We start from the raw sequence: 25,655 nt of genomic DNA on the forward strand, positions 1-25,655 counted from the left end.
GTATCTGATTGCTTCAGGTCACTAGATTAACTGCATACGCAAGTGTATACACTTTCCGCAAACAATAATTATGCGGGGAGTAGGGCATGCGTATCTGGCGTAAAAGCATCCAGTGGCAGTTGATCTCCAGCATGGGCGCAGCCCTGCTGGCGAGCATCCTGGTGGTGGTCATCATTTTCACGGTGGCGCTAAACCGTCTCACCGAACGCTACCTGGTCGATACCGCGCTGCCCGCCAGCATCGAGGCCATCCGCAACGACATCGAGCGCATGCTCGGCCAGCCGCTGGTGGCGGCGGCAGATATTGCCGGCAACACCCTGCTGCGCGACTGGCTTGCCGCCGGTGAAGACCCCGCCCATGCCGCTTCATTCATCGAATACCTGACCGCCGCCAAGCAGCGCAACCGGGCCTTCACCACTTTGTTCGTTTCGACCGAAACCGGCCACTACTACAACGAGAATGGCATGGACCGTACCCTCAGCCGCGGCAACCCCAAGGACAAATGGTTCTACGGCTACATCGACAGCGGTGCCGAACGCCTGATCAACATCGACATCGACGGTGCCACCGGCGAGCTCGCGCTGTTCATCGACTATCGTGTGGAAAAGAATGGCCAACTGGTCGGTGTGGCCGGTATGGGCCTGCGCATGACCGAACTGTCGAAGCTGATCCATGACTTCAAATTTGGCGAGCACGGGAAGGTGTTCCTGGTGCGTAACGATGGCCTGATCCAGGTTCATCCGGACGCTGCCTTCAGCGGCAAACGCCAGCTCACCGAACAGCTCGGCGCGGATGCCGCCAAGGTGCTGATGACTGGCGGCGAAGGCCTGCGCAGCAGCCGCTTCAGCCGTGACGGCGAAAGCTACCTGGCGCTCGGACTGCCCCTTCGCGACCTCAACTGGACCCTGGTGGCCGAGGTGCCCGAGGAGGAAATCTACGCGCCAATGCACCAGGCGGTATGGCTGACCAGCCTGATCGGTGGTGCCGTGGCCCTGGTGTCGCTGCTGCTGGTGGTGCTGCTGGCGCGTGGCCTGGTGCGGCCGATCCGCCGCGTGACAGCGGCGCTGGTGCAGATTGGCAGCGGCGCGGGTGACCTCAGCCACCGGCTGGACGATTCACGCCAGGACGAACTGGGCGACCTGGCGCGTGGTTTCAACCGCTTCCTCGACAGCCAGCGCCGGTTGATCGGCGAGGTATTGCACACTTCCGAGCGGCTGCACCTGGCGGTCGAGCAGGTGACACAGGTGGTGGACAACACCGCCGAGCGTTCCGGGCGCCAGCAGGAAATGACCGAAATGGTCGCTACCGCCGTGCACGAAATGGGTTTGACCGTGCAGGACATTGCCCGCAATGCCGGTGATGCGGCCCAGGCCTCGCAGTCGGCGAGGGACGAAGCCCTGCAGGCGCGTGAAGTGGTGCAACGCTCGATCCGTGGTATCGAGGGGATGTCGGGTGATATCGGCAAGGCGGCCGATGCAGTCAGCCAGCTGGCCGAGGAAGTAGCTTCGATCGACGAAGTTCTTGCGGTTATCCGTAGTATTTCCGAGCAAACCAACCTGCTGGCGCTGAATGCCGCCATCGAGGCGGCCAGGGCAGGGGAGATGGGCCGTGGGTTTGCCGTGGTGGCCGATGAGGTGCGTACCTTGGCCCGGCGCACGCAGCTGTCCACCGACGAAGTGCAGCAGATGATCCAGCGCTTGAAGCAGGGCGCGGGTTCGGCTGTGAGTTCGATGCAGGCTGGGCAGCAGGCGACGGGTAGCGGGGTGGAGTCGAGCCAGCGCACCGGAGCGTCATTGGGGGCGATCACTGACCAGGTCGAGCACATCAGCGACATGAACCATCAGGTAGCTACTGCGACCGAAGAGCAGTCGGCGGTGACCGAGGAGATCAATCGTACGGTGCAGGGGATTTCCGACCTGGCGCGGGAGACCGCGGCGGAGGTGCAGGGCTGTCGTGAAGAGTGCCAGGCGCTGCGTGGCTTGGCGGATGACCTGGCGCGGCAGATGGGTGGGTTCAGGCTTTAGATCAGGGCTTCTTCGCGGGCTTGCCCGCTCCCACAGGTACTGCACAGCTCTCGACGGCTGCGATGTTCCTGTGGGAGATTGCCCAACCCTTTGGGCTGCGCTGTCGCGCAGAGAACCAATATCGCTCGTCTGACGCGTCCTTTGTAGGAGCAGCCTTGTGCTGCGAAGAGGCCGGTACAGCCAATAGACAGGCTTTGTCAGCCCCGGCCTCTTCGCAGCACAAGGCTGCTCCTACAGGGCCTCGCCGAACCAATGAGTCATGTGTTGCTCTATGAGAGCGGGCATGCCCGCGAATGCGGGCTGTCAGGCGCCGATGATGCTGCGGATATCCGCCGCCAGCTCGCGCACCCGCTCTTGCTCGGTATCCCACGAGCACATGAACCGCGCCCCGCCGCTACCAATGAAGGTATAGAACCGCCACCCCTTGGCGCGCAGTGCGTCGATCGCGTGCTCTGGCATCTGCAGAAACACCCCGTTGGCCTCGACCGGGAACATCAGCTCCACCCCCGGCAAGTCACTCACCAGCGAGGCGAGCAACTGCGCGCAATGGTTGGCATGCGTGCCATGGCGAAGCCAGGCGCCATCTTCCAGCAGGCCCACCCAAGGCGCCGACAGGAAGCGCATCTTCGATGCCAGTTGCCCGGCCTGCTTGCAGCGGTAGTCGAAGTCCTCGGCCAGTTGGCGGTTGAAGAACAGGATCGCCTCGCCCACCGCCATGCCGTTCTTGGTGCCGCCAAAGCACAGTACATCGACACCGGCCTTCCAGGTCAGCTCTGCCGGGCTGCAGCCCAGGAACGAGCAGGCATTGCTGAAGCGTGCGCCGTCCATGTGCAGGTTCAGCCCCAGCTCCTTGCAGGTGGCGCTGATCGCCTTCAGCTCGTCGGGGCGATAGACGGTGCCCACCTCGGTGGCCTGGGTAATGGTCACCACCCGTGGCTTGGGGTAGTGGATGTCCTGACGCTTCAGCGCCACTTCGCGGATCGACTGTGGTGTCAGCTTGCCGTTGACGCTGGGCGCGGTCAGCAGCTTGGAGCCGTTGGAGAAGAACTCTGGCGCACCGCACTCGTCGGTTTCGACGTGGGCGGTCTCGGAGCAGATCACGCTGTGGTAGCTCTGGCACAGCGAGGCCAGGGCCAGGGAGTTGGCGGCGGTGCCGTTGAAGGCGAAGAACACCTCGCAGTCGGTTTCGAACAGCTTGCGGAAGTATTCCGCGGCGCGTTCGGTCCACTGGTCGTCGCCGTAGGCGCGGTCGTGGCCATGGTTGGCCTTTTCCATCGCTGCCCAGGCTTCGGGGCAGATGCCGGAATAGTTGTCGCTGGCGAATTGTTGGCTCTTATCTGTCATGACACTGTCCTGTGAACGACGCAGAACAGCACTCTAAACCATCGATTCAGCAGTTGCCTATACAAGCGGTGCATCGGCTGATTTCAGCGGTGCCTGTACTGGGCCTATCGCCGGCAAGCTGGCTCCCACAGGTACTCCACAGGGCTTGAGAGCAATGTCATTCCTGTGGGAGCCGGCTTGCCGGCGATGAGGCCAGAGAGGCCAGTGCAAAACGAATGTCGTAAACGCGCCATTGCAAGGCGTGCGCAGGCATCTGACCCGCCCCGGCCAGTCATAACATCGCCACAAAGGGCCACAGTGCCCCACGACAAAAAACGATCGCTGCCGGGAGATACACGATGTTCAGCAAGCAAGACCAGATTCAGGGTTACGACGATGCACTGCTGGCGGCGATGAATGCCGAAGAACAGCGCCAGGAAGACCATATCGAGCTGATCGCCTCGGAAAACTACACCTCCAAGCGCGTGATGCAGGCCCAAGGCAGCGGCCTGACCAACAAGTACGCCGAAGGCTACCCGGGCAAGCGCTACTACGGCGGCTGCGAGCACGTGGACAAGGTAGAGGCCCTGGCCATCGAGCGCGCCAAGCAGCTGTTCGGTGCCGACTACGCCAACGTCCAGCCGCACTCCGGCTCCTCGGCCAACGCTGCGGTCTACCTGGCCCTGCTGCAGGCTGGTGACACCATCCTCGGCATGAGCCTGGCCCACGGCGGCCACCTGACCCACGGTGCCAAGGTGTCGTCTTCGGGCAAACTGTACAACGCTGTGCAATACGGCATCGACACCAACACCGGCCTGATCGACTACGACGAAGTCGAGCGCCTGGCTGTCGAGCACAAGCCAAAAATGATCGTTGCCGGCTTCTCGGCCTACTCCAAGACCCTCGACTTCCCACGCTTCCGCGCCATCGCCGACAAGGTCGGTGCGCTGCTGTTCGTCGACATGGCCCACGTAGCCGGCCTGGTTGCCGCTGGCCTGTACCCGAACCCGATCCCGTTCGCCGATGTGGTTACCACCACTACTCACAAGACCCTGCGCGGCCCACGTGGCGGCCTGATCCTTGCCAAGTCGAACGAAGAGATCGAGAAGAAGCTGAACGCCGCGGTGTTCCCTGGCGCCCAGGGCGGCCCGCTGATGCACGTGATCGCCGCCAAGGCCGTTTGCTTCAAGGAAGCGCTGGAGCCTGAATTCAAGGCCTACCAGCAACAAGTGATCGAAAACGCCCAGGCCATGGCCCAGGTGTTCATCGACCGCGGCTACGACGTGGTTTCCGGCGGCACCGACAACCACCTGTTCCTGGTCAGCCTGATCCGCCAGGGCCTCACCGGCAAAGATGCCGACGCCGCCCTGGGCCGCGCGCACATCACCGTCAACAAGAACGCCGTGCCGAATGACCCGCAGTCGCCATTCGTCACCTCGGGCCTGCGCATCGGTACCCCGGCCGTTACCACCCGCGGCTTCAAGGTCGCTCAGTGCGTGGCCCTGGCCGGCTGGATCTGCGACATCCTCGACAACCTCGGTGACGCAGACGTCGAAGCCGATGTGGCGAAGAACGTCGCGGCCCTTTGCGCAGATTTCCCTGTTTACCGCTGAGTGGAGTCACACACCATGCAACGTTACTCGGGCTTCGGCCTTTTCAAGCACTCCCTCAGCCACCACGAGAACTGGCAGCGCATGTGGCGCACGCCAACCCCTAAAAAGGTCTACGACGTGGTTATCGTCGGCGGTGGCGGCCATGGCCTGGCCACGGCCTACTACCTGGCCAAAGAACACGGCATCACCAACGTTGCCGTGATCGAGAAGGGTTACCTGGGCGGCGGCAACACCGCCCGTAACACCACCATCGTGCGTTCCAACTACCTGTGGGACGAGTCGGCGCACCTGTATGAGCACGCCATGAAGCTGTGGGAGGGCCTGTCCCAGGACCTCAACTACAACGTGATGTTCTCCCAGCGCGGTGTGTACAACCTGTGCCACACCCTGCAGGACATGCGTGACTCCGAGCGCCGGGTCAGCGCCAACCGCCTGAACGGCGTGGATGGCGAGCTGCTCAACACCGCCCAGGTCGCGGCCGAGATCCCGTACCTGGATTGCTCGAAGAACACCCGCTACCCGATCCTTGGTGCCACCGTGCAGCGCCGTGGCGGCGTGGCCCGTCACGACGCCGTGGCCTGGGGCTTCGCCCGTGCCGCCGACGCCCTGGGCGTGGACCTGATCCAGCAGACCGAAGTGATCGGCTTCCGCAAGGAAAACGGCGCGGTCATCGGTGTGGAAACCAACAAAGGCTTCATCGGCGCCAAGCGCGTCGGCGTGGTCACCGCCGGTAACTCCGGGCACATGGCCAAGCTGGCCGGCTTCCGCCTGCCGCTGGAATCGCACCCGCTGCAAGCACTGGTATCCGAGCCGATCAAGCCGATCATCGACAGCGTGATCATGTCCAACGCCGTGCACGGCTACATCAGCCAGTCCGACAAGGGCGACCTGGTGATCGGTGCCGGTATCGACGGCTGGGTCGGCTACGGCCAGCGCGGTTCGTACCCGGTGATCGAGCATACCCTGCAGGCCATCGTCGAGATGTTCCCCAACCTCTCGCGCGTGCGCATGAACCGCCAGTGGGGCGGCATCGTCGATACCTCGCCGGACGCTTGCCCGATCATCACCAAGACCCCGGTCAAGAACATGTTCTTCAACTGCGGTTGGGGTACTGGCGGCTTCAAGGCGACCCCGGGTTCGGGCAACGTCTTCGCCGCGAGCCTGGCCAAGGGCGAAATGCACCCACTGGCCGCGCCGTTCTCCATGGACCGTTTCTACAACGGCGCACTGATCGACGAACACGGCGCCGCCGCCGTCGCCCACTAACCGGAGACACCGTCATGTTGCATATTTTCTGTCCCCACTGCGGCGAGCTGCGCTCCGAAGAAGAGTTCCACGCCTCTGGCCAGGCGCACATCGCCCGCCCGCTGGATCCTAACGCCTGCTCCGACGAGGAGTGGGGTACCTACATGTTCTACCGTGACAACCCACGCGGTATTCACCACGAACTGTGGGACCACGTTGCCGGCTGCCGCCAGTATTTCAACGTCACCCGCGACACCGTGACCTACGAGATTCTGGAAACCTACAAGATTGGCGAGAAGCCGCAAGTGACCGCCAGCGGCAAGCAGAGCGGCGCCGCGTCGACCGTCAAAGGCCAAGGGGAAAAAGTATGAGCCAGACCTATCGCCTCGCCAGCGGCGGCCGTATCGACCGCAGCAAGGTCCTGAACTTCACTTTCAACGGCAAGACCTATCAAGGTTATGCCGGTGACAGCCTGGCCGCCGCATTGCTGGCCAACGGCGTCGACATCGTCGGCCGCAGCTTCAAGTATTCGCGCCCACGCGGCATCATCGCCGCTGGTACCGAAGAGCCGAACGCCATCCTGCAGATCGGCTCCAGCGAAGCCACCCAGATCCCCAACGTGCGTGCCACCCAGCAGGCGCTGTACGCAGGTCTTGTAGCTACCAGCACCAACGGCTGGCCGAACGTCAACAACGACGTCATGGGCATCCTGGGCAAGGTGGGCGGCAGCATGATGCCGCCGGGCTTCTACTACAAAACCTTCATGTACCCGAAATCGTTCTGGATGACTTACGAGAAGTACATCCGCAAAGCCGCCGGCCTTGGCCGTGCGCCGCTGCAGAACGACCCGGACAGCTACGACTACATGAACCAGCACTGCGACGTGCTGATCGTCGGCGCCGGCCCTGCTGGCCTGGCCGCCGCACTGGCCGCTGCCCGCAGCGGTGCCCGCGTGATCCTGGCTGACGAGCAGGAAGAGTTCGGCGGCAGCCTGCTCGACACCCGCGAAACCCTCGACGGCAAGCCTGCTACCGATTGGGTCAACGCCGTGGTCAAGGAGCTGGAAAGCCTGCCGGAAGTGACCCTGCTGCCACGTGCCACGGTCAACGGCTACCACGACCATAACTTCCTGACCATCCACGAGCGCCTCACCGACCACCTCGGCGACCGCGCCCCGATCGGTCAGGTTCGCCACCGCGTGCACCGCGTGCGTGCCAAGCGCGTGGTGCTGGCTGCCGGCGCCCACGAGCGCCCGCTGGTGTACGGCAACAACGACGTGCCGGGCAACATGCTGGCTGGTGCCGTTTCCACCTACGTACGCCGTTACGGCGTGGCCCCGGGCCGCAAGCTGGTGCTGTCGACCAACAACGACCACGCCTACCGCGCCGCGCTGGACTGGCACGACGCCGGCCTGCAAGTGGTCGCCATTGCCGACGCCCGCCACAACCCGCGTGGCTCGCTGGTTGAAGAAGCACGTGCCAAAGGCATCCGCATCCTCACCTCCAGCGCCGTGATCGAGGCCAAGGGCAGCAAGCACGTCACCGGCGCCCGTGTGGCCGCCATCGATGTGCAGGCACACAAGGTCACCAGCCCTGGCGAAACTCTCGAGTGCGACCTGATCGCCACCTCCGGCGGTTACAGCCCGATCGTGCACCTGGCTTCGCACCTGGGCGGTCGCCCGGTATGGCGTGAAGACATCCTCGGCTTCGTGCCGGGCGATGCTCCGCAGAAACGCGAATGCGTGGGTGGCATCAACGGCGTCTACGCCCTGGGCGACGTGATCGCCGATGGCTTCGAGGGCGGCGTTCGCGCAGCCACCGAAGCGGGCTTCAAGGCCACCGTTGGCAGCCTGCCGAAAACCGTTGCACGCAAGGAAGAGGCCACTGTGGCGCTGTTCCAGGTGCCGCACGACAAAGGCACTGCCCGTGCACCCAAGCAGTTCGTTGACCAGCAGAACGACGTCACCGCAGCCGCCATCGAACTGGCCACCCGCGAAGGCTTCGAGTCGGTCGAGCACGTGAAACGCTACACCGCGCTGGGCTTCGGTACCGACCAGGGCAAACTGGGCAACATCAACGGCCTGGCCATTGCCGCCCGTTCGATCGGCATCACCATCCCGGAAATGGGCACCACCATGTTCCGTCCCAACTACACGCCGGTTACCTTCGGCGCGGTAGCGGGCCGTCACTGTGGTCACCTGTTCGAGCCCGTACGCTTCACCGCCCTGCATGCCTGGCACGTGAAGAACGGCGCCGAGTTCGAAGATGTCGGCCAGTGGAAGCGCCCATGGTACTTCCCGAAAGCCGGTGAAGACATCCACGCCGCCGTGGCCCGTGAATGCAAGGCCGTGCGCGACAGCGTGGGCCTGCTGGACGCCTCGACCCTGGGCAAGATCGACATCCAGGGCCCGGACGCGCGTGAGTTCCTCAACCGCATCTACACCAACGCCTGGACCAAGCTCGACGTGGGCAAGGCCCGCTATGGCCTGATGTGCAAGGAAGACGGCATGGTCTTCGACGACGGCGTAACCGCCTGCGTCGGCGACAACCACTTCATCATGACCACCACCACTGGTGGCGCCGCCCGCGTGCTGCAGTGGATGGAGCTGTACCACCAGACCGAATGGCCGGAACTGAAGGTGTACTTCACCTCGGTCACCGACCACTGGGCCACCATGACCCTGTCCGGCCCGAACAGCCGCAAGCTGCTCAGCGAGCTGACCGACATCGACATGGACAAGGAAGCCTTCCCGTTCATGACCTGGAAAGAAGGCAACGTCGGCGGCGTACCGGCCCGGGTGTTCCGTATCTCGTTCACCGGCGAGCTGTCGTACGAAGTCAACGTACAGGCCAACTACGCCATGGGCGTGCTGGAACAGATCATCGAGGCAGGCAAGAAGTACAACCTGACCCCGTACGGCACCGAGACCATGCACGTACTGCGTGCCGAGAAGGGCTTCATCATCGTTGGCCAGGACACTGACGGCTCAATGACCCCGGATGACCTGAACATGAGCTGGTGCGTGGGCCGCAACAAGCCGTATTCGTGGATCGGCCTGCGTGGCATGAACCGCGAAGACTGCGTGCGCGAAAACCGCAAGCAGCTGGTGGGCCTGAAGCCGGTCGACCCGACCAAGTGGCTGCCGGAAGGCGCCCAGCTGGTGTTCGACCCGAAACAGCCGATCCCGATGGACATGGTTGGCCACGTCACCTCCAGCTATGCGTCCAACTCCCTGGGCTATTCGTTCGCCATGGGTGTGGTCAAAGGCGGCCTCAAGCGCATGGGCGAGCGCGTCTACTCGCCGCAGGCGGATGGCAGCGTGATCGAGGCGGAGATCGTGTCTTCGGTGTTCTTCGATCCGAAGGGTGAGCGGCAGAACGTTTGACTCCGGGCCCTGTGGGGGCAGGCCAGGCCCAATCGCCGGCAAGCCAGCTCCCACAGGATCGATGCAGCTTTGAAGGTTGGCGAGCTCCCTGTGGGAGCTGGCTTGCCGGCGATGAGGCCGGTAGCCCCAACACACAAGCTGCGTCGCATCGACGAACAAGAATTCAAGGCAGGTAAGAAATGAGCGCTATCAACGTCTTCCAGCAAAACCCCGGCGCCGAGGCCAAGGCCCAGTCGCCACTGCACCACGCCGACCTGGCCAGCCTGGTTGGCAAAGGCCGCAAGAACGCAGGCGTGACCCTGCGTGAACGCAAGTTCCTCGGCCACCTGACCCTCCGTGGCGACGGCCACGACCCGGAATTTGCCGCCGGCGTGCACAAGGCCCTGGGCCTGGAGCTGCCAGTGGCACTGACCGTGGTCGCCAACAACGAAATGTCGCTGCAATGGATGGGGCCGGACGAGTGGCTGCTGATCGTCCCGGGGGGCCAGGAGTTTGCCGTCGAGCAGAAGCTGCGCGCGGCCCTCGAAGGCCAGCACATCCAGGTGGTCAATGTCAGCGGTGGGCAGAGCCTGCTGGAACTGCGCGGCCCGAACGTGCGCGAAGTGCTGATGAAGTCCACCAGCTATGATGTTCATCCGAACAACTTCCCGGTGGGCAAGGCAGTCGGCACTGTCTTCGCCAAGTCGCAACTGGTGATCCGCCGCACCGCCGAAGATACCTGGGAGCTGGTGATTCGCCGCAGCTTCGCCGACTACTGGTGGCTGTGGCTGCAGGACGCTTCGGCCGAGTACGGCCTGAGCATCGAGGCTTAAGGAGAACAGAACATGAGTCGGGCACCGGATACCTGGATTCTCACCGCCGACTGCCCGAGCATGCTCGGCACCGTCGACGTGGTGACGCGTTACCTCTTCGAGCAGCGCTGCTACGTGACGGAGCACCACTCCTTCGATGACCGGCTGTCGGGGCGTTTCTTCATTCGCGTGGAGTTCCGCCAGCCGGATGATTTCGATGAAGCCGGCTTCCGGGCCGGCCTTGCCGAGCGCAGCGAGGCGTTCGGCATGACCTTCGAGCTGACCGCACCTAACCATCGCCCCAAGGTGGTGATCATGGTGTCCAAGGCCGACCACTGCCTTAACGACCTGCTGTATCGCCAGCGTATCGGTCAGCTGGCCATGGACGTGGTCGCGGTGGTATCCAACCACCCTGATCTCGAACCCCTGGCACACTGGCACAAGATTCCTTACTACCACTTTGCCCTCGACCCCAAGGACAAGCCCGGGCAAGAGCGCAAGGTACTTCAGGTGATCGAGGAAACCGGCGCCGAACTGGTGATTCTTGCGCGCTACATGCAGGTGCTGTCACCGGAGCTGTGCCGGCGCCTGGATGGTTGGGCGATCAACATTCACCACTCGTTGCTGCCAGGGTTCAAAGGCGCCAAGCCTTATCACCAGGCGTACAACAAGGGCGTGAAGATGGTTGGCGCTACCGCGCACTACATCAACAACGACCTGGACGAAGGCCCGATCATCGCCCAGGGTGTGGAGGTGGTCGACCACAGTCATTACCCCGAAGACCTGATTGCCAAAGGGCGCGACATCGAGTGCCTGACCCTGGCGCGAGCGGTGGGGTATCACATCGAGCGACGAGTGTTCCTCAATGCGAACAGGACTGTGGTGCTCTGACCGCGTCTAGCTTTTATCGCGGGCATGGGCTTTCAGGGTTTCGCGGATGGCTGTAAGGAACCTCTGGCGCATGTCCGCACCCAGTTTGTTACCTGGGATTGGATCGCCGTCGCGGTCCACCCAGCCTGCTTTGAACTCGTGAAGATCCATGCCTTCGGCTTCTTCGTCGAAGTCGTAGCCTGGACCATAAGCCGCGTAATAGAAGATCTTGTCGGCGTCCAGAAAGTACCGCTGTTTGCCGAACAATGCTGCTTCGATGTCTGGGTCGAAGCCCTGCTGCCTGGCAGCCTCGACCCAGTATGGCCAGAAGGCGTCCTCGGGGCGTTCAGTATCCGTCATGGTGGTTCTCCAGTTTGATAGACGATGGGTTACTGCATCCCTATCGAATCACTCGGTCGCCAACGTATTGCGGTAGATATTCATCGCCCCGGGCATGCGCGCGACCACCACCTGGCCGATTGCCGTTCAGAGGTATTTGCCTGTCGTTTCCAGTCAGCGCATCCGTCCCCATCAGGCCCACAATTCCCTGCATTCCAGTAACACATGCCGCCCACGGATGGCGGCGCGTTCAACCACCGCTGCATAAATATAAATCAAGCGAGGTAAGAGCATGTCTGGCAATCGTGGAGTGGTATATCTCGGCGCCGGCAAGGTCGAGGTGCAGAAGATCGACTACCCGAAAATGCAGGACCCACGCGGCAAGAAGATCGAGCACGGCGTGATCCTGAAGGTGGTCTCCACCAACATCTGCGGCTCCGACCAGCACATGGTCCGCGGTCGCACCACTGCCCAGGTCGGCCTGGTCCTGGGCCACGAAATCACCGGCGAGATCGTCGAGAAGGGCCGTGACGTCGAGCGCATGCAGATTGGCGACCTGGTCTCGGTGCCATTCAACGTCGCCTGTGGCCGCTGCCGCTCCTGCAAGGAAATGCACACCGGTGTCTGCCTCACCGTCAACCCTGCCCGCGCTGGCGGTGCCTATGGTTACGTCGACATGGGCGACTGGACCGGCGGCCAGGCCGAGTACGTGCTGGTGCCGTACGCCGACTTCAACCTGCTGAAACTGCCCGAGCGCGACAAGGCCATGGAAAAGATCCGTGACCTGACCTGCCTGTCTGACATCCTGCCTACTGGTTACCACGGTGCCGTGACTGCCGGCGTTGGCCCAGGCAGCACCGTCTACGTTGCCGGTGCCGGCCCGGTCGGTTTGGCTGCCGCTGCCTCGGCACGTCTGCTGGGCGCTGCTTGCGTCATCGTTGGCGACCTCAACCCAGCCCGCCTGGCTCACGCCAAGTCCCAGGGTTTCGAAGTGGTCGACCTGTCCAAGGACACCCCGCTGCACGAGCAGATCGTCGATATCCTCGGCGAGCCTGAAGTGGACTGCGCCATCGACGCCGTTGGCTTCGAGGCCCGCGGCCATGGCCACGAAGGTGCCAAGCATGAAGCGCCAGCTACCGTGCTGAACTCGCTGATGCAGGTTACCCGCGTTGCCGGCAACATCGGTATCCCGGGCCTGTACGTGACCGAAGACCCGGGTGCGGTGGATGCTGCCGCCAAGATCGGCGCGCTGAGCATTCGCTTCGGCCTGGGCTGGGCCAAGTCGCACAGCTTCCACACCGGCCAGACCCCGACCATGAAGTACAACCGCCAGCTGATGCAGGCGATCATGTGGGACCGTATCAACATTGCCGAAGTGGTGGGTGTGCAGGTGATCAACCTCGACCAGGCGCCGGAAGGTTATGGCGAGTTCGATGCGGGTGTGCCGAAGAAGTTCGTTATTGACCCGCACAAGATGTGGGGGGCGGCGTAATCAGCGCCGATTAACGAGAGCCCCTCGAATCGAGGGGCTTTTTTGTGGCTGTTGCACTGATCTCAAGCCTGCACTGCCCTGTAGGAGCGGCCTTGTGTCGCGAAAGGGCTGCCAAGCAGCCCCAGGGTTTTGGCGCAAATGCACAAATTGCCGGGGCTGCTGCGCAGCCCTTTCGCGACACAAGGCCGCTCCTACAGCTGACCGCGCTAACCGGCCAAGCTATACAAGGCTCAGCGCATCATCCCCAGCTCGGCATCATCCATCAGCGCCTTGGCCAACGCGCTCAGGTAATGTGAAGCCCAAAGCAACTGCGGCTTGTTGTCCATCAGTCCGTCAATGGTCATATCCCGCACATACCGCTACGGCTTTCTGACCGTGCAACCGAAGTCCACTTAAATTAGGTGGACAGCATGGCCTTCGGCGGTTGCGGCAGGAAGATCTATTGGCCGGACGAATACAATAAATATGAGAAATGTATTGAACATTCAAAGCCGCTTGTAGAGGGCGGCTTTGAAGTGTTCGCTCTCATAATTTAATCAGCATCGAAGATGAGGTCCTCAAGGCTACCAGGTCGCTCTATCCGGGCGTCTCGACGAGCTTGCTGTCGGCCATATCTGATCTCTCTCAAATAAATTCTTGCACCACCAAGAGCTTCTATGCTGTTTATATCTTCTAATAGGTCAAGCCTTGCTACAGCGCTTCTGCTGAAATTACCCGGTACGCCGGAGAGTGTTCCCGCCCTCGCAGCGCTCATTGTTTGATCGCTTGTGGTTATTGCTTTTATGTATCTTTGAATGATTGGGGTGGTATAGCTATTAATGGATCTAGAAGTTTTTGAGAGTGCGGCTGCCTCTTGGGGGAGTAGATTGCTAATAATGGACTCGAATATATCGGGCTCCCTTATTTTATCAAAGTGATTAATGGGTTAAGGTGTGGCAGAGTAGCGTGGGGCGTTTGGACGCAATGCACTGGCATGCGAGGTGGTACGCTTGAGCGTGGAGGGCTTGAATCTATGAAACGCTACGGCAGCGTTCTTGCTCACCTTCATGACCTGGCCATTTTCCAAATGTACGAGTACATGACCTGTCGGGTCTGTATAGTTGACTGGATCTCCGCCGCAGTATGCGTAACAGTTCGTTCCACCCTTTCCAAAGGGGCTGAGGCTATCAGGTGATTGAAAACGCATTAGATCCGGGGAGTATGCTCTATACCCCAATCCAAGGTGATAGACTCCTAATAGTATATCTATGAATTCGCCATTGAATCCTTGCAACGTCCGTTTGGACGGTAGGTTTCTAGAATGCCCAAAAGCGGCATATGCATACTCTTCTTTTTTTGCGCTGTCATGGGTGTACATTATTGAGTTTTTCGTATCTGTCGCTAACAGTTCAAGTTTTCGGGCGCTATCATTAGAGGATTCAGCGAAAATATGTTTGGTGGACCGGAAAGTCGAACGGTAATGATCGCCTATTTTTAAAGTGATGAGATTACCGCTTTGGTAGAAGAGGTGTGCCATGATAGTCCTCCAACAAATTGATTGAGCTAGCCTCGTGGCGCTTGGCGGTACGATGGCGGAGTCGCGGAAGTATAAATTAGACTAACTTAATCTATGTCGATTCTGCTACTGGCAAATTTGACAGTTGCTTTTTTGGAGCGACATGGCTCTCCGGCCCTTCTCTGAGGAAATGTCCGATTGCGCTGTGAGTAGCGCCATCAACTGATATTTTTGCTAGTAGACGGCATAACCTGAGTGGGCGAGTGTATGGATAGAGGTGATCATGCTGCTGGAGGTGATATCTATGCCTATTAAACCTGTACCTGAACAAGGAATGTCTGAGAAATATGATTCCAAGTTGGAACTGGCCTTCGCTCAGTATTTCTATCAAGGTGATAATCTACATGCAAAAATTCAAAGCTATAAATGCCAATCGATTTATAGGTTCGAGCACGGCGTGCTTGCCCAGCGTGAAATTCATGACGGTCGATACGAGATAGGACTGCTTTATCATGATGAAAAACTATCTGTTTCGCGTGTGCCGAAATATGGAGCGAAATTTGGAGTCGCCTACGCGCCCTATGGTTGTGCATCCTTAGAAAATTTAAAGGATGCTTTGCTTGGGTTCAGTGGTGAGCGATTTGATGAAGTCGCAGTTCGTTACTTATTAGGTAATGGATATCGTGCGTATAGTCCCAGTCTGATGCGATTTACCAGTCCGGATAACTTGAGCCCATTTGGTAGAGGGGGAGCGAATTCGTACGTGTACTGCATTGGTGACCCTGTAAACTTTACCGATCCGACAGGTCATGGGCGGATTTTCAACTTTTTTAGGAGTCTTCTTTGGTCCTCTAAAAGCCCTGGCGGAAAGCAGGCAGACCAAGACGTCCGGATTGGTTATCATGGTACAAGTAAGGCCGCAGCAAAGAAAATTTTGAAGGAAGGTTTTAAAAGTCCAACTGGCACATTGTTTGTGACCGATACGTACGAGAATGCGCTCAACTATGCAGGTTTAAAGAAAAAAGGTGCTGTGTTAGCGGTAAGTACAGTTGATTTTGCAGTGGTTAAGAAAGAATCCTCACGGGGAGTGGTACGGAGCACAGGTATAAATGAACTGAGGATTCCTGGGGCGGCGCACCACGTACTTACGTTCAAGCGAGTTTCAAGTCCAGGCGAACCCACAGATTTTGGCAGTTTTATAACTACGGAAGAGCAAATGGCGCGCGATATCCAGGCGCTCCGGCAAAGGATGGGGGACATCTGACTGTGCGGTGTCATCTCTTCCTTCACTGTGGGCAAAGCCGGCGCCTTTGGTTCAGCCTTCAGTCTGAAATTTTTGGACGTGTAGTGCAGGCCCTATCACCAGCGGCCGGCAGTTTTATCAGGTAGCGGGTGATTAGGGGCCGACTCCTTTGAGTATCTGGATATCTGCTTTAAAAGTGAAACCATCGGAGTTGATCAGTCCCGAGTTGTTGGCGGATCTCTTCTGCTCTCCTTCCAATACGCTCAAAATAATTGCTGTATTCCTGAAATATCTCGGTGCCCGTCGCGACGTAACGTCGGTGTCTGCTGAAGGTTTGAATATGCCCGTCGGCGATCATCACTAGGCGTACTCCATGGTATGGAGGATGCCGCCTTCAAGGGAGTGGGGATTATGGGGCGGATCAGAAACAGTTTTCAGCATGGTGTAACCCTCAATTTGCGATGAAGCCGCCGCCATTTGCTGTCAAACAAAGGGCGGCAGTTGTGCAATGGGTTGACAGACCGGTCAAATTGAGGGGCCCGGCGCACCCGAAGGTGCCCCACGCACAGCCGCCATGAAAGGCAGGGCATAGCTTTTAATTTGAGTCGGCCTGTCAAAGCCGATCGCTGATGTGCAGCGACCGCCCGAGACCAGGACGCAACCCTGAACACCACAATGGCTTGGAGGAAGTTGGGAGTATGTTCCGTGCGTCTTGAAAATGACAGCTCCTCAGGAGGTGAGGGGTTTTTGGGGCGTTGTAGTACAAATATAGACACAAAGGCGTTATGTACTACCTATGGGAGTGGTATTTGTAGCTAGCGGTTTAAGCGAATGGCATTTCGCCTGCCACTTACTGGATCGATTATGGGAACTCCGGATTCATGGGGAAAGTTTAGCATTTTTTGGTTATTTCTATTTATACGTAAGAGTGCGGCTCCTGGGTGCAGGTCAGCAAATGCGTCGCTGTTTTCCAGTTGTTGTATAGGTAAATTTTCAATTTTCTGTATGACACTATTATGAAGGGCGCGCTTACGTTTTGTGTCAATTGGAAGAATGCCCTCAACTTTTCCTTGGATTGCCGCAGGTACTAAGTTTGCATCTAGTTTTTTGACATTTTTTATGGATAATTCCCCAATCTCCAAGTGGAATGCCTTTGATGTGGAGGCAAGGTTCCCCAGGTCTTTTGCTGGAAGTTGACTGAATATCTTATCTCGTACACCTGGTTCATTGATGATGCTTAAGGTACCCCCTGGGTTGGATGAAGGCTTTCTCAATCCCGTAATATTACCGATCCACTTGGCAACGCTACGTAAATAATGGGGAATGTTCCCCGAGGGGTCTACTTTATTGATAGGGTCGTTCTGGCAGTAAGCGTAAGCATTCACACCTCCTCTGTCGAAGGGGCTGAACGTGTCCGGACTGCCGAACCGCATCAGGCATGTGATGTATAGTCGGTGCCCATTGCCCAGTAGATATCCTTGAGTCAAAAGGTCTCGCCGCTGCCCATTGAATCCGAGCAGTGCTGCCATTTTTTCAATATTTAGATAGCCATAGGGGGAGTACGACATTGAGTCACTCCGCATGCCAAGGACTGTATTGGCTTCATCGACTCTAAAAAAGTTAGGCTCCTGAGTCTGGTCAAACTGAGCCATATGGGTGGCTTGCGCCCCGAAAACATGACAATAGCCTTGCGCAGATATCTCGGTAGTAAGTTTGCCATTTTTATAGAAGGTCATGGTGCTTCTATCTGAGACCTTTTGGGAGTGCGGGCTGATTGATGTTGAAACCAATTCTCTTCTATTTCCGGTGTTGTCCATCATAAATTTCTTCCTGGGCGCTTGCGATTTTGCGATGGCGCTTTACATTGCGCGCCATGTTTAGGTGGTGACAACTAGCAATTCTGCTAGGTAACGAACGGCTGGAACAAACCCCAAAACCATGAGTCAAACCCCTCGTTTCCCACGCCATCCCGGCCCACGAGGTCCCCCCCCGATGAAAGCATTCACCCTGGCAACCCTGATGACCCTGGCCGCAAGCCCGGTGTTTGCCTTCAACCTCAGCGACGCCGCCAACGCCGTGTCGGCCATGCAGAACCAGAATCATAGCCAGCAAGGCCAGGTGCAGGCACCCGAGGCGCAGGCAAACCTGCTCAATACCTTGGGCAGCCAATTGAATATCACCCCGGAGCAAGCCGTGGGTGGTGCTGGGGCCATGCTTGGGCTGGCGCGCAACAACCTGAGCAGCGACGACTACGGCCAATTGACCAAGGCCGTGCCAGGGCTGGACCTGCTTGCCGGGGCCAATGCACTGGGTGGCTTGAGTGGCCTGGGTGAGTTGCTGGGCAAGAACAGCGAGAGCCAGTCGGCTTTGAGCAATGCGCTGGGCAACAATGTGGAAAACCGCAGCGACCTGGACAATGCGTTCAAGGCGCTGGGGATGGATACCGGGATGATCGGGCAGTTTGCGCCGTTGCTGCTGCAGTACCTGGGGCAGCAGGGGATTGCTGGGTCGTTGTTGCAGAACCTGGGGAGTTTGTGGACCACTCCTGCTCCATTGACTCGACCTTCGGTCTGAGGGTTTTGCCAGCATCACAGCCTTGAAGGCTTACGCTGTACCTGTAGGAGCGGCCTTGCGTCGCGAAAGAGGCGCGAAGCGGCCCCGGCAATCTGTGTGGTGACGCTGAAATCCTGGGGCCGCTTTGCGGCCCTTCGCGACACAAGGCCGCTCCTACAAAGGCCAGCGCAGGCCATGAGAATGGTGTATCCCGCAAACACGGAATCGCGTCCTGTCAGGTCGCTTCCGTAAAGTCTACCAGGCGTACCGGGCGGCGGAAGCCGGCGGTCAGTACTGCCAGGTACGCAAGACCCAGCGCAAACCAGCACAGGCCAATCACCAAGGTAAGCGCCGACAGGCTGGTCCACAGCCACAGTGTCAACCCCAACCCCACCAGCGGCACCAGGCCATAGCTCAGCAGCCCTTTGAGGCTGCGCTGCGAGGCATCGTCCACCAGGTGGGTCTTCACCACCGCCAGGTTCACCGCCGAAAACGCCACCAGCGCACCAAAGCTGATCAGCGAGGCAAGGGTCGCCAGGTCGATCACCAACGCCAGCAACGAGAACGCCGAAACCAGCAGAATGGCGAACACCGGCGTGCCAAAGCGCGGTGACAGGTAGCCGAACGTTCGCTGCGGCAGCACCTTGTCACGACCCATGGTGAATAGAATGCGCGACACAGCCGCCTGCGAGGCCAGCGCCGAGCCCAAGCTGCCAGCCACATAGGCCGCAGTGAAGAAGTTGGCCAGGAACTGCCCGCCCGCCTTGAACATCACCTCGTTGGCCGCCGCATCGGCATTGGCAAAGGTGGTGCCGGGTAGTACCAGTTGGCTGACATAGGCCAGCACGGTGAACAGCACGCCGGCGAACAGGGTGGTGAGGATGATTGCCCGTGGCACATCGCGGCGGGCATCGCGGCATTCTTCGGCCAAGGTCGAGACAGCGTCAAAACCGAGGAACGACAGGCACAGCACCGCCGCACCAGCCATCAGCGCGCCGAAGCCCGGCTGCGAACCGTCGCCCAGCAGTGGTGAAAGCAGGTCGAGCGGTTGGCCGGCCAGGGACTGGCAGGACAGGGCGACGAACACCACGATGAAGACGATCTGTGCACCGACGATCAGGTTGCTGGTCTTGGCCACAGAGTGAATACCGACCACGTTGAGCACCGTGACCAGGGCGATAGAGGCCAGCGCGATCGACCACGCGGGGATGGCCGGAAAGGCGATGTTCAGGAACAAGCCGATCAGCAGGTAGTTGATCATCGGCAGGAACAGGTAGTCGAGCAGCAGCGACCAGCCGGCCAGGAAGCCAACGTTCGGGCCGAAGGCCATGTTGGTGTAGGAGTACGCCGAGCCCGCGACCGGGAAGCGTTTGACCATGAAACTGTAGGAGGTGGCGGTGAACAGCATGGCCACCAGGGTGACGATATAGGCGCCGGCCGTGCGGCCACCAGTAAGTTCGGTGACGATGCCGTAGGTGGTGAAGATGGTCAGCGGGACCATGTACACCAGGCCGAAGAACACCAGGGCGGGCAGGCCGAGGACACGGCGGAGCTGGACGGGGGGGGAGCTGGGTGGGTTGGCCATCGTTCGATCCAGAGCTTTTTTGTAGTTGTGCTTTGGTCGATTTTTATCCACTTAGGTGGGGTGTGACAAAGAAGTAATCCTAATGCTGATTATTAGCCAGGTTTTTAATCGGATTCTTTTAATGCCTGTACCGGCCTCTTCGCGGGTAAACCCGCTCCTACAGGGGGCTCACAGGTCTTGAGTATTGCGCAGTACTTGTGGGAGCGGGTTTACCCGCGAAGAGGCCTGGTCAGGCAATGGAAATCTCAGCCCATCTCCACCCGCAGCTGCTCGATCCGCAAGTCCTTCTCTACCCACAACTGGTTCACCCAGGCCTGCACGGTCTGCCTGAACTCAGCATCATTCTCGTAATCCCCTGACCACAGCATCGGGTCCAGTTCACGTACACGAATGTCGATAATCACCCGGCTGATGCTGCCATTGAGCAAATCCCAGAAACCCGGCGCCTTGTTGCCGGGGTAGACGATGGTCACGTCCAGCAAGGCATCCAGCTGCTCGCCCAATGCCGCCAGCACGAACGCCACGCCACCAGCCTTGGGCTTGAGCAGGTAGCGATACGGCGATTGCTGCTGCTGACGCTTGGCTTCGGTGAAGCGGGTGCCTTCCAGGTAGTTCACCACGGTCACCGGCTGGCGCTTGAACAGTTCACAGGCAGCCTTGGTGATTTCCAGGTCCTTGCCTTTCAGCTCGGGGTGCTTCTCCAGGAAGGCCTTGCTGTAGCGCTTCATGAACGGGTAATCCAGCCCCCACCAGGCCAGGCCCAGCAGTGGTACCCAGATCAGCTCCTTCTTCAGGAAGAACTTGAAGAACGGTGTACGGCGGTTGAGGCTCTCGATCAGCGCCGGGATATCGACCCAGGTCTGGTGGTTGCTGACGGCCAGGTACGAAGTGTCCTTGCGCAGGTTCTCGACGCCGCGGATATCCCACTGGGTAGGAATGCACAGGGCAAAGATGGCCTTGTCGATCTCCGACCAGGTCTCGGCCACCCACATCACCGCCCAGGAAGCATAGTCACGCCCACGCCCCGGAAGCACCAGTTTGAGCAGGGCGAAGACCAGCAGCGGGCAGATCAACACCAGGGTGTTGAGCAGCAGCAGGGTGGTAGTGAGGATGCCGGTCAGCAGGCGACGCATAAAGAGACTCTTGTTGTAGGAGATAAACGGTTGGCAATGATAAGCAGGGCCGTGCCCTACGCCAAATTTCCAGTGCCCTGCGGCGAGGACAAATGTTTCACATTATGTTGGATAGGCTTGTGACAGCGAACCTATCCTGCCAGTGCAGTCTAAGCACTGACCCTCCTCAAGGAAGCTTGCCTGTGAAACCTCTGCTTGCCCTGTTGTCGTTGTTGGCGCTGCCGGTCATGGCCGCCGAGCCCACAATCTATGGCCGTTACGAGAACATAGCCCTGCCCGAACTGGGCGAAACCCTGAAAGCCAAGATGGATACCGGTGCCTTCACCGCGTCGCTGTCGGCCAAGGATATCGAGCTGTTCACCCGTGATGGCGACGAGTGGGTGCGCTTCCGCCTGGCCACCAAGGACTCGGACGGCAAGGTGTACGAGCACAAGGTCTCGCGCATCAGCAAGATCAAGGGCCGTGCCGATGAAGAGGAGGAAGGCGATGCGCCGGAAATCTCCAAGCGCCCGGTGGTCGACCTGGAGCTGTGCCTGGGGGACGTGAAGCGCACCGTCGAGGTCAACCTGGTGGACCGCAGCAGCTTCAACTACCCGCTGCTGGTGGGTTCCAAGGCTTTGCGCGAGTTCAAGGCGGCGGTCAATCCGGCCAAGAAGTTCACCGCTGGCAAGCCAGGCTGCTGATCGCAAGCCACCTGTACCGGCCTCTTCGCGGGCACGCCCGCTCCCACAGGGATGGCGCGTGTCCTTGTGGGCTGCGCGGTACCTGTGGGAGCTGGCTTGCCTGCGATGGGGCGCATAGCGGCCCCACGATCTCAGCGCTGATGCAGAAATCGCCGGGGCCGCTCTGCGGCCCTTTCGCGACACAAGGCCGCTCCTACACAATAGTGCGTCGCCATAGATATCTGCACAGGCCCGGACGCCATGCCCCACATCCTCATCGTCGAAGACGAAGCCGCCATCGCCGACACCTTGGTCTATGCCCTGCAGGCCGACGGCCATAGCACCGAATGGGTAACCCTGGGCAGCGCCGCCCTCGACCAGCAGCGCCAGCGCCCGGCCGACCTGGTCATCCTCGATATCGGCCTGCCCGATATCAGTGGCTTCGAAACCTGCCGTCAGCTGCGCCGCTTCAGCGAAGTACCGGTAATGTTCCTCAGCGCCCGCGACGGCGAAATCGACCGGGTGGTGGGACTGGAAATCGGCGCAGACGATTATGTGGTCAAACCCTTCAGCCCGCGTGAAGTGGCGGCGCGAGTACGGGCGATCCTCAAGCGCATGGGCCCCAGGGTCGAGCCAGCTGTCGAGACCGCGCTGTTCCAGCTCGACACCTTGCGCATGCAGATCACCTACCGCGGCCAGCCACTCCCCCTTACCCGCCACGAATTCCGCCTGCTGCAATGCCTGCTCGAGCAACCGCACCGGGTATTCAGCCGCGAACAGCTGCTGGACGCCGTGGGCGTGGCCTCTGACGTTGGCTACGAGCGCACCATCGACAGCCATATCAAGAGCCTGCGCGCCAAGCTGCGCCAGGTGGCCAGCGACGCCGAACCGATCCAGACCCACCGTGGCCTCGGCTACAGCTACAGCCCGGACCATGCTTGATGCGCCTGGGCATCCGGATCTTCCTGGTGTACTTCCTGTTCGTCGGGCTGGCGGGCTACTTTCTGCTCAACACGGTGCGTGAACAGATCCGTCCGGTAGTGCGACAGTCCTCGGAAGAAACGCTGGTGGACACCGCCAACCTGCTGGCCGAGATCCTGCACGATGACGTCAAGGCCGGCACCCTGAACCAGAGCCGCTTGCCCGAAGTGCTCAAGGCCTACGGCTCGCGCAGCCCGGGTGCGCAGATCTGGGGGCTGGCCAAGAACCAGGTCAGCCACCGCATCTACGTCACCGATGCCAAGGGCACCGTACTGCTGGACTCCAGCGGCGAGGACCTGGGCAAGGACTACTCGAAGTGGAATGACGTGTACCTGACCCTACGTGGCCAGTATGGCGCCCGTTCCACCCGCAGCGACCCCGAAGATGAAAGCACCTCGGTGATGCATGTAGGCGCGCCGATCATCGACGATGGCAAGATCATCGGCGTGGTCACCGTGGCCAAGCCCAACAGCTCGCTGCAACCGTACATCGACCGCTCAGAACGGCGCTTGCTCACCTTGGGGCTGGGGCTGATCGGCCTGGGCCTGCTGATCGGTGCCGCGTTGTCGTGGTGGCTGGCGCGCTCGCTGCGCCGGCTGGCCCGCTACGCTCAGGCGGTCAGCGAGGGCGAGCGCGCCGCCCTGCCGCATTACAAGGGTGGTGAACTGGCTCACCTGGCCCAGGCGGTCGAGCACATGCGCACCCAACTGGAAGGCAAGGCTTATGTCGAGCGGTATGTGCATACCCTGACACACGAGCTGAAAAGCCCGCTGGCGGCCATTCGTGGCGCTTCCGAGCTGTTGCAGGGCGATGACATGCCGGCTGACCAGCGGGCGCGCTTTGCCGGCAACATCGAGCGCGAGAGCGAGCGTTTGCAGCAGATGATCGAACGCCTGCTCAACCTGGCCCGGGTCGAGCAGATGCAGGCGCTGGAGGATGAGCAGCAGGTGGCGCTGGCGGCATTGGTGGACGAGTTGCTGTTGGCCCATGCGGCGCGTATCGAAGGTGCCGATTTGCAGGTGCGTCAGCGGGTGCCGGCTGGTTTGCGCCTGTTGTGTGACCCGTTTCTGATGCGCCAGGCGCTGGCCAACCTGCTCGACAACGCGTTGGACTTCACCCCGGAGGGCGGCGCGCTGCTGTTCGACCTGGAGCGCGATGGCGAGCGGGTGGCGCTGAGTGTGTTCAACCAGGGGCAGGCGATACCTGCCTATGCCATTGGGCGGGTGAGCGAGCGGTTCTACTCGCTGCCGCGGCCGGGGAGTGGGCGCAAGAGTACCGGGCTGGGGCTGAATTTCGTGGCCGAGGTGATGCAGCTGCATGGCGGGGCGTTGGCGGTGGATAACGTCGATGGTGGGGTGCGGGTGAGGTTGTGGCTGCCGGTGCGGCGTATCAGCTGACATTGCCGGGGCTGCTGCGCAGCCCATCGCGACACAAGGCCGCTCCTACAAGAGCGCGCGTCCTCCTGTAGGAGCGGCCTTGTGTCGCGATGGGCCGCAAAGCGGCCCCAAAAACACACAATCTCCACACCATCTCCCCGAGGCCTCCACGCAAGGCGCAGACACTGCGCCCACTGCCACAGGAGGCCCCATGAACAAGACCCTCGGTTTCAAACTCGGCATGATCGCCGTATTGATCTTGCTGCTGCTCGTCCCGCTACTGCTGATCAGCGGCCTGATCGGTGAACGCCAGGCCCTGCGCGACACTGTGCTGCGCGATATCGCCCAGAGCGCTAGCTTCGACCAGCAACTCAGCGGCCCGCTGCTGGTGGTGCCCTACCGCAAGTACCAGCGCCGCTGGATCGAAAAGGACGGCGAGCGCACGCAAGAAACCAGCACCATTGCCGGTCACCTGTACTTCCTGCCGGAAACCTTCGACGCCGACCTGGGCGTGGACACCGAACTGCGCGCCCGTGGCATCTACCAGGCCCGGCTGTTCCACGCCAAGGGCCGTATCAGTGGCCGCTTCAAGCTCCCGGAACGCTGGGGCATCGACAAGGACTTCGACGACTACCGCTTCGACAAGCCGTTCCTGGTGGTGGGCATCAGCGATATCCGCGGCATCGAGAACGGCCTTGAGCTGAGCATCGGCGAGCAGAAAGTACCGTTCGAAGCCGGTACCCGGCTCGACTGGATGCGCGGCGGCGTGCACGCCAGCCTGCCGGGGCTGGACGGCTTGCAGGCGCGTGAATTCAGCTATGGTTTCGATCTCGCACTGCAAGGCACCGGCCAGCTGCACGTAGTGCCGGTGGGCCGCACCAGTGCCGTGGACCTGCGTGCCAACTGGCCGCACCCGAGCTTCGTCGGCAACTACCTGCCCAGTCGCCGCGATATCGACGCCCAAGGCTTCAGTGCCCACTGGCAGACCTCGTTCTTTGCCACCAACCTCGAAGACGCCCTGCGCCAGTGCGCTACCGCCGGGCAGTGTGCGGACTTCAGCGAGCGCAGCTTCGGTGTCAGCTTCGTCGACCCGGTGGACCAGTACCTGAAGAGCGAGCGGGCGATCAAGTACGCCTTGCTGTTCATCGCCCTGACCTTCGCCGGCTTCTTCCTGTTCGAAGTGCTTAAGAACCTCAGCGTACACCCGGTGCAGTACATCCTGGTGGGGGTGGCGCTGGCTTTCTTCTACCTGCTGTTGCTGTCGTTGTCCGAGCACATCGGCTTTGGTTTGGCGTATGGGTTGTCAGCTTCGGCGTGTGTGCTGCTGATCGGCTTCTACCTGAGCCATGTGCTGCGCAGCCTGGGGCGTGGGGTGGGCTTTGCGGTGGGGTTGGCGGCGTTGTATGCGCTGCTGTACGGGCTGCTGAGTGCCGAGGACTATGCGCTGTTGATGGGCTCGTTGCTGTGCTTTGGCCTGCTGGGGGTATTCATGGTGCTGACCCGGCGGCTGGATTGGGCCCGGGTGGGGAGGGTGGCATGAGGGAG

General features: G+C 60.4%; 20 protein-coding genes and 2 pseudogenes. 15 read left to right on the forward strand and 7 right to left on the reverse strand.

Translation table 11 applies throughout. The features are described from left to right. Window positions 1–131: 131 nt before the first annotated feature. Window positions 132–1,160, forward strand: a pseudogene (locus tag GYA95_RS28380) (HAMP domain-containing protein); the annotation flags it as partial. Between the two features lie 135 nt (window positions 1,161–1,295). After that, window positions 1,296–2,024 carry a methyl-accepting chemotaxis protein gene (locus GYA95_RS28385; protein ID WP_371867753.1) on the forward strand — a complete coding sequence of 243 codons (729 nt, stop codon included), beginning with the start codon at window positions 1,296–1,298 and terminating at the stop codon, window positions 2,022–2,024. 303 nt (window positions 2,025–2,327) lie between these two features. Here the strand turns inward: GYA95_RS28385 and GYA95_RS20375 are convergent, their stop codons facing one another. Then, window positions 2,328–3,368: a threonine aldolase family protein gene (locus GYA95_RS20375; RefSeq protein WP_015268657.1), complete on the reverse strand. Its 1,041-nt coding sequence runs from the start codon at window positions 3,366–3,368 to the stop codon at window positions 2,328–2,330. Between the two features lie 338 nt (window positions 3,369–3,706). On the opposite strand from GYA95_RS20375, the gene GYA95_RS20380 reads away from it, so the two are divergent. The 6 genes from GYA95_RS20380 (at window position 3,707) to purU (ending at window position 11,272) form a co-directional block, all read left to right on the forward strand. After that, window positions 3,707–4,960, forward strand: a complete 1,254-nt coding sequence (locus GYA95_RS20380; RefSeq protein WP_013970518.1) for a serine hydroxymethyltransferase — start codon at window positions 3,707–3,709, stop codon at window positions 4,958–4,960. Window positions 4,961–4,975: 15 nt separating this feature from the next. After that, the gene (locus tag GYA95_RS20385) at window positions 4,976–6,226 is read left to right on the forward strand and encodes a sarcosine oxidase subunit beta family protein (protein WP_003255680.1); all 1,251 of its coding nucleotides are present in this window, start codon (window positions 4,976–4,978) and stop codon (window positions 6,224–6,226) included. Window positions 6,227–6,240: 14 nt separating this feature from the next. Beyond that, entirely contained in the window at window positions 6,241–6,576 is a 336-nt protein-coding gene (locus tag GYA95_RS20390; protein WP_015268658.1) for a sarcosine oxidase subunit delta, read from the forward strand. Further along, window positions 6,573–9,590: a sarcosine oxidase subunit alpha gene (locus GYA95_RS20395; RefSeq protein ID WP_015268659.1), complete on the forward strand. Its 3,018-nt coding sequence runs from the start codon at window positions 6,573–6,575 to the stop codon at window positions 9,588–9,590. Before GYA95_RS20390 ends, GYA95_RS20395 begins: the two co-directional genes overlap by 4 nt. Window positions 9,591–9,769: 179 nt before the next feature. After that, entirely contained in the window at window positions 9,770–10,402 is a 633-nt protein-coding gene (locus tag GYA95_RS20400; protein WP_015268660.1) for a sarcosine oxidase subunit gamma, read from the forward strand. Window positions 10,403–10,414: 12 nt separating this feature from the next. Next, window positions 10,415–11,272 carry a formyltetrahydrofolate deformylase gene (gene purU / locus GYA95_RS20405; RefSeq protein ID WP_013970522.1) on the forward strand — a complete coding sequence of 286 codons (858 nt, stop codon included), beginning with the start codon at window positions 10,415–10,417 and terminating at the stop codon, window positions 11,270–11,272. Between the two features lie 6 nt (window positions 11,273–11,278). On the opposite strand, the gene GYA95_RS20410 is transcribed toward purU, so the two are convergent. After that, the gene (locus GYA95_RS20410; protein ID WP_015268661.1) at window positions 11,279–11,611 is read right to left on the reverse strand and encodes a hypothetical protein; all 333 of its coding nucleotides are present in this window, start codon (window positions 11,609–11,611) and stop codon (window positions 11,279–11,281) included. A gap of 271 nt (window positions 11,612–11,882) precedes the next feature. On the opposite strand from GYA95_RS20410, the gene fdhA reads away from it, so the two are divergent. Beyond that, on the forward strand, window positions 11,883–13,082 hold the full coding sequence (gene fdhA, locus GYA95_RS20415; protein ID WP_015268662.1) for a formaldehyde dehydrogenase, glutathione-independent: 1,200 nt from the start codon (window positions 11,883–11,885) through the stop codon (window positions 13,080–13,082). Between the two features lie 230 nt (window positions 13,083–13,312). Here the strand turns inward: fdhA and GYA95_RS20420 are convergent. Then, window positions 13,313–13,438: pseudogene (locus tag GYA95_RS20420) on the reverse strand (DUF3077 domain-containing protein); the annotation flags it as partial. Between the two features lie 569 nt (window positions 13,439–14,007). Further along, complete coding sequence (locus GYA95_RS20425; RefSeq protein ID WP_080604833.1) at window positions 14,008–14,598, reverse strand: RHS repeat-associated core domain-containing protein; 591 nt, start codon at window positions 14,596–14,598, stop codon at window positions 14,008–14,010. A gap of 262 nt (window positions 14,599–14,860) precedes the next feature. Between GYA95_RS20425 and GYA95_RS20430 the strand changes: the two genes are divergently transcribed. Continuing rightward, window positions 14,861–15,841 carry an RHS repeat-associated core domain-containing protein gene (locus GYA95_RS20430; protein WP_080604834.1) on the forward strand — a complete coding sequence of 327 codons (981 nt, stop codon included), beginning with the start codon at window positions 14,861–14,863 and terminating at the stop codon, window positions 15,839–15,841. A 794-nt stretch (window positions 15,842–16,635) separates the two neighbouring features. Here the strand turns inward: GYA95_RS20430 and GYA95_RS20435 are convergent. After that, window positions 16,636–17,640 carry an RHS repeat-associated core domain-containing protein gene (locus GYA95_RS20435; RefSeq protein ID WP_102059505.1) on the reverse strand — a complete coding sequence of 335 codons (1,005 nt, stop codon included), beginning with the start codon at window positions 17,638–17,640 and terminating at the stop codon, window positions 16,636–16,638. Window positions 17,641–17,812: 172 nt separating this feature from the next. On the opposite strand from GYA95_RS20435, the gene GYA95_RS20440 reads away from it, so the two are divergent. Beyond that, entirely contained in the window at window positions 17,813–18,394 is a 582-nt protein-coding gene (locus GYA95_RS20440) for a DUF2780 domain-containing protein (protein WP_054573678.1), read from the forward strand. A 214-nt stretch (window positions 18,395–18,608) separates the two neighbouring features. Here the strand turns inward: GYA95_RS20440 and GYA95_RS20445 are convergent, their stop codons facing one another. Both GYA95_RS20445 and GYA95_RS20450 read right to left on the reverse strand, forming a co-directional pair. Continuing rightward, on the reverse strand, window positions 18,609–19,958 hold the full coding sequence (locus GYA95_RS20445) for an APC family permease (RefSeq protein WP_015268668.1): 1,350 nt from the start codon (window positions 19,956–19,958) through the stop codon (window positions 18,609–18,611). A 245-nt stretch (window positions 19,959–20,203) separates the two neighbouring features. Next, window positions 20,204–21,091: an acyltransferase gene (locus GYA95_RS20450; protein WP_015268669.1), complete on the reverse strand. Its 888-nt coding sequence runs from the start codon at window positions 21,089–21,091 to the stop codon at window positions 20,204–20,206. A 182-nt stretch (window positions 21,092–21,273) separates the two neighbouring features. Here GYA95_RS20450 and rloA2 point away from each other — a divergent pair, with 182 nt between their 5' ends. The 4 genes from rloA2 to creD all read left to right on the forward strand — a co-directional run bounded on the left by rloA2 (window position 21,274) and on the right by creD (window position 25,650). Continuing rightward, the gene (rloA2, locus tag GYA95_RS20455; RefSeq protein WP_015268670.1) at window positions 21,274–21,774 is read left to right on the forward strand and encodes a retropepsin-like aspartic peptidase RloA2; all 501 of its coding nucleotides are present in this window, start codon (window positions 21,274–21,276) and stop codon (window positions 21,772–21,774) included. A 240-nt stretch (window positions 21,775–22,014) separates the two neighbouring features. Continuing rightward, on the forward strand, window positions 22,015–22,695 hold the full coding sequence (gene creB / locus GYA95_RS20460) for a two-component system response regulator CreB (RefSeq protein WP_015268671.1): 681 nt from the start codon (window positions 22,015–22,017) through the stop codon (window positions 22,693–22,695). Then, entirely contained in the window at window positions 22,695–24,131 is a 1,437-nt protein-coding gene (gene creC, locus GYA95_RS20465) for a two-component system sensor histidine kinase CreC (protein ID WP_015268672.1), read from the forward strand. The genes creB and creC overlap by 1 nt, the downstream gene beginning before the upstream one ends. 190 nt (window positions 24,132–24,321) lie before the next feature. After that, window positions 24,322–25,650, forward strand: a complete 1,329-nt coding sequence (creD, locus tag GYA95_RS20470) for a cell envelope integrity protein CreD (protein ID WP_015268673.1) — start codon at window positions 24,322–24,324, stop codon at window positions 25,648–25,650. Window positions 25,651–25,655 lie beyond the last annotated feature (5 nt).

The sequence above is a fragment of the Pseudomonas asiatica genome (genome assembly GCF_009932335.1).
GTDB lineage: Bacteria > Pseudomonadota > Gammaproteobacteria > Pseudomonadales > Pseudomonadaceae > Aquipseudomonas > Aquipseudomonas asiatica.

Coding starts and splice junctions, on each gene's coding strand:
- GYA95_RS20375 (WP_015268657.1), bottom strand. CDS start 3,368: ATGACAGATAAGAGCCAACAATTCGCCAGCGACAACTATTCCGGCATC.
- GYA95_RS20440 (WP_054573678.1), top strand. CDS start 17,813: ATGAAAGCATTCACCCTGGCAACCCTGATGACCCTGGCCGCAAGCCCG.
- GYA95_RS20395 (WP_015268659.1), top strand. CDS start 6,573: ATGAGCCAGACCTATCGCCTCGCCAGCGGCGGCCGTATCGACCGCAGC.
- GYA95_RS20435 (WP_102059505.1), bottom strand. CDS start 17,640: ATGATGGACAACACCGGAAATAGAAGAGAATTGGTTTCAACATCAATC.
- GYA95_RS20390 (WP_015268658.1), top strand. CDS start 6,241: ATGTTGCATATTTTCTGTCCCCACTGCGGCGAGCTGCGCTCCGAAGAA.
- GYA95_RS20385 (WP_003255680.1), top strand. CDS start 4,976: ATGCAACGTTACTCGGGCTTCGGCCTTTTCAAGCACTCCCTCAGCCAC.
- GYA95_RS28385 (WP_371867753.1), top strand. CDS start 1,296: ATGGTCGCTACCGCCGTGCACGAAATGGGTTTGACCGTGCAGGACATT.
- creC (WP_015268672.1), top strand. CDS start 22,695: ATGCGCCTGGGCATCCGGATCTTCCTGGTGTACTTCCTGTTCGTCGGG.
- purU (WP_013970522.1), top strand. CDS start 10,415: ATGAGTCGGGCACCGGATACCTGGATTCTCACCGCCGACTGCCCGAGC.
- GYA95_RS20430 (WP_080604834.1), top strand. CDS start 14,861: ATGCTGCTGGAGGTGATATCTATGCCTATTAAACCTGTACCTGAACAA.
- GYA95_RS20410 (WP_015268661.1), bottom strand. CDS start 11,611: ATGACGGATACTGAACGCCCCGAGGACGCCTTCTGGCCATACTGGGTC.
- fdhA (WP_015268662.1), top strand. CDS start 11,883: ATGTCTGGCAATCGTGGAGTGGTATATCTCGGCGCCGGCAAGGTCGAG.
- GYA95_RS20450 (WP_015268669.1), bottom strand. CDS start 21,091: ATGCGTCGCCTGCTGACCGGCATCCTCACTACCACCCTGCTGCTGCTC.
- GYA95_RS20445 (WP_015268668.1), bottom strand. CDS start 19,958: ATGGCCAACCCACCCAGCTCCCCCCCCGTCCAGCTCCGCCGTGTCCTC.
- GYA95_RS20400 (WP_015268660.1), top strand. CDS start 9,770: ATGAGCGCTATCAACGTCTTCCAGCAAAACCCCGGCGCCGAGGCCAAG.
- creB (WP_015268671.1), top strand. CDS start 22,015: ATGCCCCACATCCTCATCGTCGAAGACGAAGCCGCCATCGCCGACACC.
- GYA95_RS20425 (WP_080604833.1), bottom strand. CDS start 14,598: ATGGCACACCTCTTCTACCAAAGCGGTAATCTCATCACTTTAAAAATA.
- GYA95_RS20380 (WP_013970518.1), top strand. CDS start 3,707: ATGTTCAGCAAGCAAGACCAGATTCAGGGTTACGACGATGCACTGCTG.
- creD (WP_015268673.1), top strand. CDS start 24,322: ATGAACAAGACCCTCGGTTTCAAACTCGGCATGATCGCCGTATTGATC.